This window comes from Halobellus sp. GM3 (assembly GCF_052545375.1).
This window is the reverse complement of sequence record NZ_JBQWLT010000017.1, coordinates 13,426-29,330: the sequence shown is the minus strand read 5'-3', so window position 1 is coordinate 29,330 and position 15,905 is coordinate 13,426. Positions and strand designations below refer to the sequence as shown.

General features: G+C 65.0%; 12 protein-coding genes and 1 pseudogene. 6 read left to right on the top strand and 7 right to left on the bottom strand.

Features of this window, described 5'->3' with window-relative positions; all coding sequences use genetic code 11:
* Positions 1-149: transposase (locus ACT3HL_RS16975; RefSeq protein WP_445087710.1), on the bottom strand; the 149-nt coding region annotated here is incomplete at its 3' end.
* Between the two features lie 272 nt (positions 150-421).
* On the opposite strand from ACT3HL_RS16975, the gene ACT3HL_RS16970 reads away from it, so the two are divergent.
* A complete protein-coding gene (locus ACT3HL_RS16970; RefSeq protein WP_445087942.1) occupies positions 422-673 on the top strand; it encodes a hypothetical protein in 252 nt (83 codons plus the stop codon).
* Positions 670-1,140, top strand: a complete 471-nt coding sequence (locus tag ACT3HL_RS16965) for a nucleic acid-binding protein (protein WP_445087941.1) — start codon at positions 670-672, stop codon at positions 1,138-1,140. Before ACT3HL_RS16970 ends, ACT3HL_RS16965 begins: the two co-directional genes overlap by 4 nt.
* Before the next feature lie 113 nt (positions 1,141-1,253).
* Here the strand turns inward: ACT3HL_RS16965 and ACT3HL_RS16960 are convergent, their stop codons facing one another.
* A complete protein-coding gene (locus ACT3HL_RS16960; protein WP_445087940.1) occupies positions 1,254-3,416 on the bottom strand; it encodes a hypothetical protein in 2,163 nt (720 codons plus the stop codon).
* A gap of 201 nt (positions 3,417-3,617) precedes the next feature.
* Between ACT3HL_RS16960 and ACT3HL_RS16955 the strand changes: the two genes are divergently transcribed.
* The 3 genes from ACT3HL_RS16955 to ACT3HL_RS16945 all read left to right on the top strand — a co-directional run bounded on the left by ACT3HL_RS16955 (position 3,618) and on the right by ACT3HL_RS16945 (position 7,729).
* Positions 3,618-4,997, top strand: coding sequence for an FAD-linked oxidase C-terminal domain-containing protein (locus ACT3HL_RS16955; protein WP_445087939.1), 1,380 nt, complete (start codon positions 3,618-3,620; stop codon positions 4,995-4,997).
* A 178-nt stretch (positions 4,998-5,175) separates the two neighbouring features.
* The gene (locus ACT3HL_RS16950) at positions 5,176-6,513 is read left to right on the top strand and encodes a CNNM domain-containing protein (protein WP_445087938.1); all 1,338 of its coding nucleotides are present in this window, start codon (positions 5,176-5,178) and stop codon (positions 6,511-6,513) included.
* A 70-nt stretch (positions 6,514-6,583) separates the two neighbouring features.
* Entirely contained in the window at positions 6,584-7,729 is a 1,146-nt protein-coding gene (locus tag ACT3HL_RS16945; protein ID WP_445087937.1) for a methionine synthase, read from the top strand.
* A gap of 125 nt (positions 7,730-7,854) precedes the next feature.
* Here ACT3HL_RS16945 and ACT3HL_RS16940 read toward each other — a convergent pair whose 3' ends face one another.
* The 3 genes from ACT3HL_RS16940 to ACT3HL_RS16930 all read right to left on the bottom strand — a co-directional run bounded on the left by ACT3HL_RS16940 (position 7,855) and on the right by ACT3HL_RS16930 (position 13,394).
* Positions 7,855-8,172: a hypothetical protein gene (locus ACT3HL_RS16940; protein WP_445087936.1), complete on the bottom strand. Its 318-nt coding sequence runs from the start codon at positions 8,170-8,172 to the stop codon at positions 7,855-7,857.
* Positions 8,173-8,346: 174 nt separating this feature from the next.
* Positions 8,347-11,001, bottom strand: coding sequence for an HAD-IC family P-type ATPase (locus ACT3HL_RS16935; RefSeq protein WP_445087935.1), 2,655 nt, complete (start codon positions 10,999-11,001; stop codon positions 8,347-8,349).
* A 173-nt stretch (positions 11,002-11,174) separates the two neighbouring features.
* Positions 11,175-13,394: a PKD domain-containing protein gene (locus ACT3HL_RS16930; RefSeq protein ID WP_445087934.1), complete on the bottom strand. Its 2,220-nt coding sequence runs from the start codon at positions 13,392-13,394 to the stop codon at positions 11,175-11,177.
* A gap of 96 nt (positions 13,395-13,490) precedes the next feature.
* On the opposite strand from ACT3HL_RS16930, the pseudogene ACT3HL_RS16925 reads away from it, so the two are divergent.
* A pseudogene (locus ACT3HL_RS16925) lies at positions 13,491-14,117 on the top strand (IS6 family transposase).
* A gap of 73 nt (positions 14,118-14,190) precedes the next feature.
* Here the strand turns inward: ACT3HL_RS16925 and ACT3HL_RS16920 are convergent.
* Together ACT3HL_RS16920 and ACT3HL_RS16915 are read right to left on the bottom strand one after the other, a co-directional pair.
* Entirely contained in the window at positions 14,191-14,826 is a 636-nt protein-coding gene (locus ACT3HL_RS16920; RefSeq protein WP_445087933.1) for an IS6 family transposase, read from the bottom strand.
* A gap of 191 nt (positions 14,827-15,017) precedes the next feature.
* The gene (locus ACT3HL_RS16915) at positions 15,018-15,803 is read right to left on the bottom strand and encodes an ABC transporter permease subunit (protein WP_445087932.1); all 786 of its coding nucleotides are present in this window, start codon (positions 15,801-15,803) and stop codon (positions 15,018-15,020) included.
* Positions 15,804-15,905 lie beyond the last annotated feature (102 nt).

Here is a 15,905-nt window from a genome sequence, read left to right as displayed (position 1 = left end):
CCGTAGTTGTCCGTGAACCCACTGATGACCCCGCGAATGAATTGGGTTCGCTCCTCGGTGAGCACGCCACGCCGATATTTCGTGGTGAGTATCAGGTGATAGTGCAGAGAGTACGTAGAATGCGCCCCCGAATCGAGGTCGTATTCCATTGGGTTCGAACTATTATACGTCACCCCAATGAAAAAACATTGCGACTGCGTGGGCCTGTGGGCCTGCAACCGTATCGCTGTATGAATAGATGATGACGGCGCTGTATCCCCTCCCTACTCCGCTCCCTTCGGTCGCTCCGTTGAGGGTGGGGGCTTAGCGCCTGTGAACAGCTAAAGGAATCAGGTATGGACACAGATAACATAGGCCCCGGTCAGGTTCTCGCCGAGTAGGCAGACACGGATTTAAGAGCGTTGCCGAGCAATCGTTCGGTATGGCCGCCGAAATCTCCGATCGGGTACGAGAAATCGCTGAAGCCCGCGAACTTCCGGAGTCCGAGGTGTTCGAACGGGCACTCGAACGCGGTCTCGAGGACCTGTGGGAGGATCTCGTACTCGCTCGGTACCTCGACGGCGAGCTCGCCCGCGAGCAAACAATCGAACGTGTCGGCCGAACGAAAGTCGAGCGAGCGGAGCGAGAGCGGGACCTCGTCGATGAAGATGTGAGCTGGGGTCTGAACGCGTGACGCTCGCGGCCGTCTCGGATGCGGGACCGCTCATTCACCTCGCCGAAATCGGTTCGCTCCAACTGCTCGCGGCGTTTGACACACTCCTCGTCCCAGAGAGGGTTCACAGGGAGGTTGACGCCGGTGGTGTTCCGGACGGTTTGCGCGATCTATCGTACGAACTCGTCGAAGCCGATGAAAGCCGAGTCAGAACTGAAGAACTGGACGCCGGAGAACGCGCCGCGATTGCGGTCGCTGAAGAGCGGGGAGTCGCTCTCTTAACCGACGACCTCGCCGCCCGAAAGGCAGCATCCGACACGGGCGTCGAAGTACACGGTTCTATCGGCGTCATCGCACTCGGTTACGGTCGCAGATTACTCGACAGAGACGAAGCGGCATCACGTATGCGAGCACTCCAGCGTGAGACGAGTCTGTTCGTGACCGAGGCGGTTGTGGAGCGCGGCATCCAAATGCTGGGCGATCAGTAACGGAACGAGAGAACTCTATAGACGCTGTAGATACATTCACCTCGGATAAATCTGAGTCGTGAGTGCCGAGTCCCACTTTCGAGACATCCGAAGCCCGGTGCTGGGAGGTGACCTCACGCGGGGCCGCTCTCGATCGCCGTCTCCGCTCGATCGACCGCGTCCAGAACCCGCGGTTCGAGCGCGGCCGCGGCGGCGTCGCTGTAGGCCCGCTGCTCCCCAGACAGCAGTTCGAGCGCCTCGTTCAGGAGCGAGACGACGTTCGAGAGCCGCTCGTTCGCCGTGCGGACGTCGCCGCGGTTCGCGGCGCGGACCGCCGCGTCTGCGTCCTCGAGCGCGCGTGACAGCCGGTCGATCACTTCGTCGCCGTCGGATTTCCGCGACGAGAGCGCCCGTGCCAGCTCCCGCAGGTCGCCGAGTTCGTCCCGGAGGGCGCCCGCGAGAGAGGCTTTGCCGGTTTCGACGCGCTCGCGGACCGCCTCGAAGTCGTCGCCGAAGTCGCCCGGGTCGACCCTGTAGGCTCCGCGGGTCCCGTCCCCGTCGACAACCTCGACGGTGTAGCGGCCGTCGCGGTGGACTGCCACGGAGAATCGGTCGGCCTCGACCGGCCGGCCGTCGTAGACGACGCCCGCATAGTCCTCGATCACGCGGACGCGAGCGACGCCGTTCGTCTCCCGTCCGTCGCCGCGGATCCACCCGGCGTCCTCGTTCGCGACGAGCGTCAGCTCGCCGTCCGCGCCGGCGCGGACGAGTCCGCCGTCGTGAACGAAGCGCTGTCCGAGCGGCGCGAGCCCCGGCGCGTTGACGGCGAGCAGGTGGTCGCCGGCCTCGACGTCGAGGTAGCCGAACACGCCGTTTCGCGTCGCGGTCGCCTCCGGGTTCTCGCTCGCGAGGCGGACGGCGGCCTCGACCGGGAGGGCGTACAGCGAGACGTCGATCACGTCGGTGAGGGCGTCCCGCGCCGCGTCCGAAACGCGGTCGAGGGCGCCGTCGGCGCCGGTGCCGAGGTATCGGATCCGGCCGACGACGCGGTTCGACAGCGCCGACGGAGTGGTCCCATCGATCCGACGCCTGTGAGCCGGGTCCGTGACGTCGGCGAGGGGGTCCGCGAACCGCTCCTGCTCCCACGGGATCCCGACGGAGGTGATGTGATCGGCGAACCGCTCCTCGAGGAACCCCGGAATCGCGAACTCGAAGCTCAACTGCGGGCCGACGAAGTCGTCGACGGCCTCGCGAACGCCGTCGAGCGGTTCGAGCGCGTACGTCGCGTCGCTCGCCGTCGGGCTCCCGGGCGGGGCGAGCACGAGCCCCGGCTCCCGGAGCGGGAGGTCCGTCGGCGGGCGCGGAATCCCGCGCCAGTCCTCGACGGTCACGCGCTCGTCGATGAAGTCGGCGCGATCAACCGACAGCCCGGCGTGTCGATCGAGCCGCCGGCCGTCGAGCTCCGGCATCGCGAAGGGGAGTCTCGCCCCCTCATCGCGCGGGAGCCCGTACGCGAACGGAGCCGCCAGCGTTTGCGTGACGTCGAGCAGGTCGTTGGTGACGTCCGACCCCCAGTCGTCCGTCGAGAGCCGCTCGAAGCTGGGAACAACGTCGTTGACCTCGCTGGCGCTCGAGTGGGAGCCGACCTCCGAGAGGACCCCGATCCGGCGGTCGCCGGAGAGGTCCGGATCGAGGAACTCGTTGTTCGGGCTGCTCCGCGCGTGCGCGCTGGCGGACAACAGAAGCGGCTCGCCGGTCTCTCTGTCGACGAACACCTGCAACAGCTCCCAGTCGTGCCAGTGGAAGTTGACCGTGAACTGATCGAACACCGAATAGCACCAGTACTGGATCGCGTCGACGCCCGCGGCCGCCTCGACGACGTTGTAGAACACCGTCGGCGCCGGCGGCGCTCCCCCGCCGTCGAACGCCGCCGAGTACTCCTCGAGCGCGGCGAACCCGTCGACGACTCGCCCGTCGTCGGTCTCGATCACGTACGGTCGGGGGTCCGTCGGGTACCACTTCTCCAGCGCGCCGAAGTACAGATCCGGCGCGTACCGGCTGACGATTGCGGGTACCCCGTCGGCTGGCGCGTCCGCGTCGGTGGGGCGGTCCGTCGCTGTCGAAGTCGGTGACGCCGACGGCGTTGGGGTGGGGTCCGTCGACTCGTCCGGGCGCGAGGCGGCCCACGCCCCGGCGATGCCGCTCCCGCCGAGGACCGCGAGCGCGGCGTACGCGAGAACGCGACGGCGAGTTGTGTCTGAAGGAGTCTCATCGCCGTCTTCGTTGGGAATCGGCATCGGTGCTCTGAGAGCGAGGTACGCGAGTCGCGTATAACTAGTTACCCACCGGGCGCCGACCGCGCACTACCTCGTTGGCGTTGGGTCTGGCCGCACACTTCATCGCCGCCTCTGACTGCGCACTTCTTCGCCGGCTCTGACCGCGCGCCCCAGCGGCGACGGCGACGACAGAACTTTACTCCGAGTCGACAACCCTCCGGTATGGCGTACGACTGTGGATTTCTCTCGGATCTCCCGCTCGCGAGCGAGCAGTTCTCCCGTTCGCCGGCGACGCGCGAGGAGTTCGCCGCCGACTTCGGAACCACGGCGGGGGCCGAACGCGCCCCCGACGCCGTCGTCTGGCCGGAGTGCACCGACGACGTCGCGGCGGTGCTCGCCGCCGCAAGCGAGCGAGGCGTCCCGGTCACGCCCTACGCCGCGGGGAGCGGGATGCAGCGGGCGGCGGTCCCGGTCGACGGCGGGATCTCGCTCGCGACGACGCGGATGGACGAGATCGTAGCGATCCGACCGGCGGATATGCAGGTCGACGTCGGGCCCGGCGTGATCGGCGACGAGCTGAACGAGGCACTCGCCGACGAGGGGCTACAGTTCCCGTCGTTCCCCCAGTCGGCGGCGTTCTCGACGATCGGGGGGATGATCGCGACCGACGCCAGCGGGACGAAGACGGTCAGGTACGGCGAGGTCGGCGACTGGGTGCTCGAACTGGAAGTCGTCCTCGCCGACGGGTCGGTCATCGAGGTCGGCAGCAGGGCGCGAAAGACCTCCGCCGGGTACAACCTCGTGGACCTGTTCGTCGGGAGCGAGGGGACGCTGGGCGTGATCACGCGCGCGACGCTCGATCTCACGCCGCTGCCGCCGGAGACCGTGGGGGGCCGAGCCGTCTTCTCGACGCTCGAAGACGCGACGGGCGCGGTCACCGACGTCGTCCGTTCGGGGATCGACGTCGCGACGGTGGAGCTGATCGACCCGCTGACCGCGGAGATCGCCACCGCATACACCGGGGCGGACCTCCCGGCGACGCCGATGGTCTTCTTCGAGCTCCACGGCCGCGGCGTCGACGCCGAACTGGACGCGTTGCGCGCGCAGTTCGAGGCACACGACGCCGCGCGGATCGAGAGTGCCGCCGACGAGGACGCGATGGCCGAACTGTGGCGCGCCCGCCGCGAGATCGGGCACGCGCTCAAGGCGTGGGACCCCGACCGCGACCTCGAGGTCGTCGGCGACGTCACCGTCCCGCTCGGCGCGTATCAGTCGATCATCGCGCACATCGGCGAGGTCGCCGAGGAGTCCGGCCTCCCGATCCCCGCGTTCGGCCACGCCGGCGACGGCAACGCCCACTACGCGCTCCTCTGTGACCCGACCGACACGGAGGAGCGGGAACGCGCCCACGACGCCTCCGAGCGGATCATCCAGAAGGCGATCGACCTCGGCGGGACCTGCACCGGCGAACACGGCATCGGCGCCGACAAGCGGTCGGCGCTCCGGCGGGAGTTCGGCCCCGAGACGGTCGACGCGATGTGGGCGATCAAAGACGCCCTCGACCCCGAGGGGATCCTCAACCCCGAGACGGTACTCGAGTGAGCGACCGCGGGAGCGTCGGGGGCGTGCGGAATCGCAGATCGGGGCTGTGTGACCGCGCGGTCGCGCGACACCTGCGAGCGCGCGAAGCGTGCGAACGGTACTATACTTTAGTGGGTGCATCGAGATGCACCAGTATGATCAACGTTGGGCCGAACGGCAGCCGCACGCGGGAGCGACCATGGTGAACGTCGCGCTCTCGGTCGGGCAGCTGTTTCTCGCCTTAGTCCTCGTCGCGCTGAACGGGTTCTTCGTCGCCTCGGAGTTCGCCTTCGTCCGGATCCGGGCGACGTCCGTCGAACAGCTCGTCGAGGAGGGGCGCGCCGGATCGGACACCCTCCAAGACGTCGTGACGCACCTCGACGACTACCTCGCCGTCACACAGCTCGGGATCACCATCGCCTCGCTGGGGCTGGGGTGGGTCGGCGAGCCCGCGGTGGCGTCGCTGCTGGAGCCCGTCCTCGAACCGTACCTCCCGGCGAACCTCATCCACCTGGTCTCCTTCGCGGTCGGGTTCAGCATCATCACGTTCCTCCACGTCGTCTTCGGCGAGCTCGCGCCGAAGACGGTCGCCATCGCGCGGGCCGAGCGGCTCTCGCTTTTCGTCGCCCCGCCGATGAAAGCCTTCTACTACCTGTTCTATCCGGGGCTGGTGGTCTTCAACGGGACGGCGAACGCGTTCACCCGACTGCTCGGCGTGCCGCCGGCCTCCGAGACCGACGAGACGCTCGAAGAACGCGAGATCCGGCGCGTGCTGGCCCGCTCCGGCGAAGCGGGACACGTCGACGTCGCGGAAGTCGAGATGATAGAGCGCATCTTCGACCTCGACGACACGCTCCTCCGAGAGGTGATGGTGCCGCGGCCCGACGTGGTGAGCATCCCGTCAGACGCCTCGCTGTCGGCCGTCCGATCGACCGTCCTCGAAGCCGGCCACACGCGGTATCCGGTCGTTTCGACGGACGACAGAGACCAAGTCGTCGGGTTCATCGACGTCAAGGACGTGCTGCGGGCGATCGAGACGGCGGGCGCCGACGCGACAGCGGGTGACCTCGCGCGGGAGGTTCTCATCGTCCCGGAGACGACCGCGGCCGACACCCTCCTGTTGCAGTTCCGCGACGAGCGCCAACAGATGGCGGCTGTCATCGACGAGTGGGGGTCCTTCGAGGGCATCGCCACCGTCGAGGACGTCGTCGAGGCCGTCGTCGGGGACCTCCGCGACGGGTTCGACGTCGACGCGCGCGAGCCCTCGATCCGCCGGCGAGCGAGGGGGGAGTACGACGTCGACGGCGGCGTTCCGATTTCGGCGGTCAACGAGGCCCTCGGCGTCGACTTCGAGAGCGAGGAAGTCGAAACGGTCGGCGGGCTGATCTTCAGCCGACTCGACCGCGCGCCGGAGTCCGGTGACAGCGTCGAGGTCGGCGACCGGGTGCTCGAAGTGACGGGCGTCGATGGGACCCGGATCACGACGGTACGGGTCCGCGACGGGGGAGACGAGGATCAACAGCAGACGGAGGAATAACTACAAGACATATTTTGTGGCAATATAGTACCACAAATCATATTACCGCTCGCACGAGTTAGTTCGGTATATGACTGACGACCGGATCCTGACGACGCACATCGGAAGTCTGCCCCGAACACCGGAGCTGCTCGAGCTTCTGAAGCGCCGGCAGGACGGCGGAGACGTCGACGAGTCGGAGTGGCACGAGGCCGTCGTCGACGCCACCGAGACCGTCATCGAGCGGCAGACCGACATCGGAATCGACATCATCAACAACGGCGAACAGCCCCGCGTCTCGTTCAACTGGTACGTGGCGAACCGTCTGTCGGGCATCGGCGGCACCCGCGAGGCCCCGCTGTGGGACGACCTCGCAGACTACCCGGAGTACGCCGAGGACGCCTTCCACGCCGAGGGCATCGACCTCACGAAGCAGCCGTCGGTCACCGGTCCCGTCGAGTACATCGGCGAGGACGCCGCCCGCGAGGAGATCGAGACGTTCTTCGAGCTGCTGGAGGCGACCGGCGTCGATCCCGAGGACACGTTCATCACCGCCGCCTCGCCCGGCATCGCGGCCACGACGGTCGTCAACGACTACTACGACTCCCACGAGGAGTACCTCTCGGTCGTCGGCGAGGCGCTCAAAACGGAGTACGAACTCATCGCCGAGACCGGCGCGACGCTCCAACTCGACGCGCCGGACCTTCTGACGACCGGTCACCGCGGCTTCGGTGACCGCCCGATCGAGAAGCTCAAGCCGGTCGTCCGGACGCACGTCGAGGCGCTGAACGAGGCCACCGAGGACATCCCCGACGAGCAGATCCGCGTCCACACCTGCTGGGGGAGCTACGAGGGGCCGCACCACCGCGACAAGCCGCTCGAGGCGGTGCTGCCGGAGATCTACGAGCTCAACATCGGCGGGCTCTCCATCGAGGAGGCGAATCCGCGCCACCAACACGAGTACCGCGTCTTCCGGGAACACCCCCTGCCGGAGGAGTGGACGCTCATCCCTGGCGTGGTCGACGTGAAGACGAACGTCGTCGAGCACCCCGAAGTCGTCGCCGATCGCATCGAGCGCGTCGCCGACGCCGTCGGCGATCCCTCGCGCGTCGTCGCCGCCCCCGACTGCGGGTTCGACACGCAGGCCGGTCTCGCGATGGTCCACCCCGAGATCGCGTGGGCGAAGCTCGAAACGCTCGTCGACGGCGCCGAGGTCGCGACCGAGCGGCTGTTCTGATCGCGCCGCCCGATCGCCGGCGCCGGGTGTCGTCTCTCGCGTTCACGTCGGCAACCGGCACTCTTGACATCCTCTCCGCCCTGAAGGGCGGGGTTTCAGCCTTGTAACCACCATACTGATTACTCTCAGGGCTGCTCGAACGGTTCGATCAGAAACACGTAGTCGTCGTAGGCGCGGTCGAGGTTCGTCGGGTACTCCTCTTCGGTGTGTTCCGGACAGAGGTACGCCGTCGCCTCGACGGGGCCCTGTTGGGTCTCTTCGAGATACCGCTCGAGGACGAGGAACTCCGCCGGTTCGTGACAGCCGCGGCGGTGACACTCGCGGGGGGATTCGGGCGGTTCGAGCTCCTCGCCGCGCTCGCGCGCCTCGGCGATCTCTCGCTGTACCTGCCGCTGCTCTTCGCGTGCCGCCTGCGCTTCCCGTCCGCGTTTCGTGTCGGCCATACGTGTCGGTTCGGGAGCGGCCCGGATAACGCTTGGTGGGCAACCCGGTAGTCTCGGCTGGGATAACTCCTTGGCGAAGAGTGCGAGCGGCAGCGTCGAGGGGCGCGGTCGGCCGCGTCGTCGGCAGTCGGCCGCGTTATCATCGGTCGGACGCGTTGTCGTCGCGGGACGGTACTATCGGAGGCGACCGAACAACCGGTAGTCGCGGTCGGGGCTGTACCGACGGAACAGCAGGCTGTTCGTCAGCACCGAGACCGACGAGATCGCCATGGCCCCCGCTGCCAGCACCGGCTGGAGGAGGCCGAGCGAGGCGAGCGGGATCATCGCCGTGTTGTATCCCAGCGCCCAGACGAGGTTCTGCTTGATCTTCTGGAGGGTGGCATCGGAGATGCGGATGGCCTTCACGACGTCGAGGGGATCGTCGCGCATCAGCGTCACGTCCGCCGCCTCGATCGCGACGTCGGTGCCCGAGCCGATGGCCGTGCCGACGTAGGCGACGGCCAGCGCCGGGGCGTCGTTGACGCCGTCGCCGACCATCATCGCTCGCTTGCCGTCGCGCTGGACGGCCTCGACCGCGTCGGATTTGTCCTCCGGGAGGACCTCCGCGCGGACGTTCGCTGGGTCGATTCCGACCTGCTCGGCGACCGAGCGAGCGGTCCGCTCGTTGTCGCCGGTGATCATCATCACGTCGATTCCCCGCTCGCGAAGCGCCGTCACGGCCGCTTTCGCGGTCGGTTTGATCGTGTCGGCGTCGGCGACGACGCCGAGGAGTTCACCGCCGTGCTCGTCGTTGCCGTCGGCGTCGGCAGGCACGCGAGCGACGAGCATCGCGGTCTTGCCCTCCGCTTCGAGGCGCTCCATCGTCGCCGCCGCGGGCGAGGGGTCGACGCCGCTGTCGCGGAGGAGCTTCCGGTTGCCGACGAGGATCTCGTATCCCTCGACGGTGGCGCGAACGCCGTGCCCGGGGACGTTCTCGAACGCCTCGGGGTCGGCGACGTCGATGCCGCGCGCCTCGGCCCCGTCGATGATCGCCCGAGCGAGCGGGTGTTCGCTCCCGCGCTCGGCCGTCGCCGCGAGTCGGAGGACCTCGTCCTCGGTGACTCGGTCGCGAGCGGCCAGCGCACCGCCGTCCGGCGTCGCCCCATCCCCGCCCGGCGTCGCCTCACCGCCGTCGGCGGCGGGAGCGCCGTCGAACGCGACGACGTCGGTCAGTTCCATCTCACCCTTCGTGAGCGTCCCCGTCTTGTCGAAGACGACCGTGTCGACGTCTTTCGCGCGTTCGAGGATGTCGCCGCCGCGGAACAGCACGCCGTGCTGCGCGCCGATGGTCGTCCCGACCATCGTCGCCGCGGGCGTCGCCAGCCCGAGCGCGCACGGGCAGGCGATGAGCACCGCGGAAGCGAAGACGACGAGCGCGAACTCGAAGACCGACACCGTGCCGCCGGCGACGACCGGACCGCCGGCGACCGCGCCCCACAACGGGAGCCACTCGACGAACCCGGCGAGCGCTTCGGGGAAGAGGAACCACAGCGACCCCCAAAGCAGCGCGTTCGCGATGACTGCCGGAACGAAGTACGCCGAAATGCGGTCTGCGAGGTTCTGGATGTCGGGCTGGCGCGACTGCGCCTCCTTGACCGTCCGGACGATCTGCTGGAGGGCCGTGTCGGCGCCGACCTTCGTCGCCTCGACGACGAGGACGCCGTTCTCGTTGATCGTCGAGCCGACGACCTCGTCGCCCGCGCGCTTCTCGACGGGGACGGACTCGCCGGTGACCATCGACTCGTCGACCGCGCTCTGTCCGTCGACGACGACCCCGTCGGTCGGAATCTGCTCGCCGGGGCGGACTCTCATCCGGTCGCCCACCGCGACGTCCTCGAGCGGCACCTCCGTTTCGGTACCGTCCGCGTCGACGACGGTCGCCGTCTCGGCCTCCATCTCGAGGAGCGTCCGGAGCGCGTCGCCGGCCTGCCCCTTCGAGCGGGCTTCGAGGTAGTTGCCGAGCGTGATGAACACGAGGATCAGGGCGGCGGTGTCGAAGTACAGGCTCCCCGCGATCAGCCCGGCGAGCACGGCGACAGAGTAGACGTACGCCGTAGAGGAGCCCAAGGCGATGAGCACGTCCATGTTGGCGCGCCCGTTGTTCACGAGGGCGTTGTACGAGTTCCGGTAGAACGGCCGGCCGAGCACGAGCTGTACGGGCGTCGCCAAGAGGAACTCGACCCAGCCGATCTCGACGCCGAAGACCGTCGCCGGGACGAGGCGTCCGCCGAGCAGGAACCGATCCGCGAGGAACAGCAGCATCGGCGCCGAAAGCGCCGCCCCGAACAGCGTCAGTCGGAGCTGCCTTCGGATCTCCTCTCGCCGCGCCGTGTCCCGGGCGTCCTCGCCGGCCTCGTCGCCGTCGCCGCCCTCGCGGACGGGCGAGTAGCCGGCGGCCTCGATGGCGTCATAGAGCGCGTCGGTGCGCACGTCCGCGGGGTTGTATCTGACCTGCGCCTCGTCGGTCGCGAAGTTCGCCGTCGCCTCGATGACGCCCGGCGTGTCTTCGAGCGCCGTCTCGTTCGTCTGCGCGCAGTTGGCGCAGGTCATATCGGTGATGCCGATCGAGACCGTCTCCGAGACGGCGCGGTATCCGGCGCCGTCGATCGCCGCGTAGATCTCCGCGAGCGAGACGCGCTCCGGATCGTACTCGACGGACCCCTCGTCGGTGGCGAAGTTGACGTTCGCCGATACGACGCCGTCGAGCGATTCCAGCGCGTCTCCGACCGTCGCCGAGCAGTTGGCACAACTCATCCCCGTGATGTCGAGGTGAGCGGTTCGTGTCGTCATATGTACTACTACGGGCTACACCGTTAGGTGTGTTTCCGCTTCGATAGCGGTGGTTTTCGGCCACCCGTTCTTGGGATTCCAAAGTTGACGTCGGATCGGGGTCCCGGGACGTCAGCGGGAACACAGAGCGTCGATCGAAGGTGAACCGCGCCGAAGTCCCGGCTGCGGTCGGTTCACTCCTCTGTCGTCTCCTCGCGAGCGGTGCGACGGAGCGTTCTCAGCGCGACCCCGCCGCCGAGGCCGGCGAGGGCTCCGAGCACGCCGAACCCCGGCGCCGTGAGCGAAGACGAGTCGTCAGCTCCCGAACCCGAAGCCGGGCCCTCGGTGTCACCGCCGTCGGTCGGCCCGCTCGACTGCGCTCGTACTGTCACGGTATCGCTGTACTGCTCGATGTCTTCGTCGTCGTCGCCGGCGTACCAGATCGCGGAGCCGCGTATCCGGAACTCGCCCGGCTCGACCGCCTCCAACCGAACGCGGATGCTCGATTGACTCGCCGGGGGAACGGTTTCGACAGCGGTGTACTGACCCGGTCCGGAGTCGTCATCGGCCCCACCCGAAACCGAGATCTCACTCGGCGCCTCCACGAGTAGCTGCACCGTCACGTCGTCGTTCGGGAGGAAGTTGACGATTCCGAGCGAGAGGACCGCCTCTTCGCCGGGGGCGACGTTCGTCTTCACCCCCGCGAAATCGAGACGCACCCGCTCTTCGACCACTGTGGGCGTCTCCTCGGCGACCGCCTCCAGGCCGTCGTCGTCGACGACTCGGAGTTTGACGGCCTTCTCGCCGGGCTGTTCGAACGCGTAGTCGGCGGTGGGGCCGTCGACGTGGTACCCCGAGTCCGAACGCTGATCGATGTCCCACTCGTACGTCGCGATGGTCCCATCGGGGTCGGACGACGCCGTCCCGTCGAACGTGACTGTCTCCCCGACCGTCGGTTCGGTCGGCGAATACGAGATCGCGGCCGTCGGGACCTGATTGTCCCGCACCACCTCGAGACGCTTCGACGTCGTATCGGACGCCCCCTGATCGTCGGTCACCGTTAGTTCGACCGCTCTCGCGCCGGGCGTCTCGAACACTTTCGAGATAGTCTCGCCGGTCTCTGGCACGTGGTTCGTGTCCCCGATCTGCCAACTGTACTCCTCGATGGATCGGTCGTCAGTCGATTCGCCCGCGTCGAAGGTCACCTCCGTGTCAACGCGGGGGTTTTGCGGCGAGTAACTGAACGCCGCCTGCGGCGGCTGGTTCGGCTGGCCGGTCAACGCGTAGAGCGTGCCGTCCTCCGTCCCGAAGTACACCGTATCGTGGGCGACGGCCGGTGGTCCCACGATCTCGCTCCCGGTCTCAAACCGGGAGAGCTCCTCGCCCGAATGCAGATCTAAGACGTAAAAGTTGCCGTCGCGCGCCCCGAAGTACACCGTGTCGTCTACGATCGCCGCCCCACCGACCGGCGCCCAGTCCGCGTCGACTTGGAACTCCCAATTGATGTCCATATCGTGCGATAGACAGAACATCCCCTCCCCGAGCCCGCAGACGACGTACTCGTCAGTCGCCGCGGGCGATCCGAACCCGTCGTCCGGCGTATTGAACTCCCACTTCTTCGTCCCCAACTCCGCTCCGAACGCCATCAGGTCGGCGTCGGAGTTCGGGAGGAACACGGTGTTTCCCCGGACGGTCGGCGTGCCGATATCGACAGTCGCCGTCTCCGTGTTCCAGTTAGTGGAGCCGTCTGCAATGTCGAGACAGTGCAGCGAGAGGTCGCCCGCGTAATCCGCAAAATACACGGAGCCGTCAGCAGCCGCAAACTCACTTCCGACCGAGACCCGGTCGCGAACCCACTGCTGGCTACGGGTCTCGATCGAGAGCGACCGGACGCTGCCGGTCGTTCGAGCGCCGTCCTTCGAGACCGCGACGAGGATCGACTCCCCGTCGCCGAGCAGCCGACTGATCGACTCGGTCTCCGCCATGTCGAGCGTCACCGACCACTCGATGTCACCGGTTTCGGGATCGATCTGGCTCACCGTGTCTCGGTAGTCGTCTCCGTCTGTCGCGGCGTAGATGCGCCCGTCGTGGAACGCGTCTATCGTCCCGCTCCACATCCCCTCTCCCGTGTCGGCGTCCACCGCGTATCCGTTCGCGAACACGGCCCCGTTCGCGATCCGTATCTGCCGCACTTCCTGACCCACATTCAGCGACCAAGATTCCGCTAACTGCGGCCCCGGGGCGTCCGTGAGGACCGAGCTACCCGTCCGGCGGTTGTCGTACTGGAACTTCGGCCACCCCTCGGACGTGTCCACGGTCCGAGCAGCTCGGACGGTGTCCGTCAGGTCTGCCAGTCCGACGGCCGCCGGAACGTATGTGAGCAGGGAGCGGCGAGTGGGGCTCCAAAAATCCATATAGCATCACTATAACGCGCCTAAAAAATGCTGTCGGAGGATAAGGCGGTGTTCAAACAAGGATTAAAAGGTGAGGTAGTGCGTTTCAAAGTTTCTATGTCAGAGAACGCTAGTCTCAACAGCTGTATCGACAGGGTCGGTGAGGTTTTATGAATCGAGAAGCAACATCGAAGCTGTTGATGAAGCGCAGTATTCAACATTACCCTGCCATACTATCAATTATATATACTGTGTATAAAATTTAGATATTTAGTATTTTGACGAGCACGATATACGGTTCACACCGGGATTCCTGATGACGATTTACAGCCCGAAGACGGTCGAAGCCCGGATCGCGTTACAGTCGACGAACCGGGATCCAACTCAACGACGATTGGCAGTATGCTGCGGTCGCTCTAGGGACAAATATTCACCCTACACAACGCCTGATCCGACGAGATACAACGTAATTGCTTACTCATCCTTCCGCGAATTACGCGAGAAATGTGACGTGGACAACGCCGTGCGTCCAGTCGACGGTGCGACACCACTGAACGACGCCGGCCGTCGACACGGCCTCGATTTCGGAGACGAATGTCACGGCAATCCGAACAGCGCTAAACGTGTATTTTTAGCTATGAAACACAGATATACTCGCTTTTCAAACTTTTTTAGCACGCCCACGGAGAAACGGTACATCAGTGGTTCAGATCTTGCGCCTTCGTATGGAATCCGCTACTCTGAACGTACCTTTTCTGTCTGCGACCGTTAGATATCTCTGGTCACTTGGCCTTTCACCCACCCGCGCCGGTCGTGTTTAGTTAGGAGCATTGAGCCAAGCGGCAAATGCTTGGAGCCAATTTTCGGCGGTTTGAGGCTCAACGTGGCTGAAACAGTTTGAAAAAGACGAAGTACGACGCTTGAGTTCTCGAAAGATTCGTTCGATGGCATTCCGATTTCCAGTCCGTTCGGTTTGAAATCGGAGTCCAGCTCTGTTCAGCGCGGTTTGGAGGTATTGAGCGCCATCGACCAGAAAAACGGCGGATTCGACATCGTGTTTCTGGCGAAGTTCACGCAGAAAAATCTCGGTTAACGCGGTGGTTGTCGTCGAAAACAACCGCAAGTGCAGCAGGTCGTTTGTGTCGGGGTCGGCGGCAGCGTACAGCCAGAATTGCTGATCGGTGATTCGAATCACGGTCTCGTCGAGCGCAACGTGATTCGGGCTTCGACCCTCTGCGGGCTGTAGATCTGCCTTCTGCACCCAATCGTGGATTGCTTTGCGAGATCGATCGACACCCAGTTCTTCGAGGATATAGACGGTATTCGACAGCGACAGTCCCGCTAACTGGAGTTGAATACCGAGCTTCATCGCACGCTCGGGTGTCCGCTGTCGCTCCACAAAATCCAACTCAATCCAGTCCGTGCATCCACTGAGGCGGGCGATTTCTGCCATAGACCAGCAAGAAATTCTCCCGCCTCACCCTTCATCCTTAACTAAACACGACCTACTTTTCCAAGGACAGATACATAAATATGAAATTTTCGAATCATATCAATGGGTCATAGTTATACTCCCGATGAATGACTCAAATCGTTCGGTTTCGATTAGAAGTGTATTTGAACACTCCCTTCAACTCACATTCCTTAAGTTGCTGTTCCAACTGTTTCTTTCCACGGCATCGTGTATTTAGCCACAACTTCGAGCCCGTAGGTGATTAACACGCCTGCGATCATAACGATGAGAACAGTTGCGTACATCTGTGCGGTTTGGAGGGTATTCCACGAAGACCAGATAATCGCTCCGAGCCCCTGACGTGCGGCGATGAACTCAACGCTAATCGTCACTAAGAGCGCAGTATTGAGCGTTAGACGGAGTCCCGTGAAAATCATCGGGAGGGCGCCGGGTAAGAGGATCTCTCTAAAGTACGCGTAAGCGGAATCAACGCCGTTGTCCTGAGCAACGTCGAAATAGAGTGTCCCAATGTCTTCGACACCGCGCATAGCATTGAAGATCACGAGGAACGTCGCTGCAATCGCGATCGTGATGATAAACGCCCGTTCGCCCATACCGAAGATCAACATCAAGAGCGGAAGGAGAGACACCTTTGGCAGCGGATAGACCGCACTTACAACCGGGAACGAGAGTGCTTTGACCGTATCGTTCCACCCCATCGAAAGCCCCAGTACGATACCGACAGCACTAGCACCGATCGAGGCGATGATCACGCGGCGAAACGTCAGGACCGCCTGGTCTATGAACGAACTTTCGCCGAGCAGCGTCCCGAGCGTATCTAAGATCACGAGCGGTGGTTGCAGGAGTACCGGATTGATCACCTGAAAATTCCCGATCAAGACCTGCCACAGCAGAAGGCCACTTACGAGTGATGCGATTCGAGTTACGTGGCGTCGCTGTCCAATACGTTCTAACATACTTCGAGTTCTCCTGTGGCGTTTGAATTCACTGGTCCGATCGCATCTCGTGCTCCGGCTGTAGCAAACCCGATAGCTGGTTGGCGCATCGATTCCCCGATT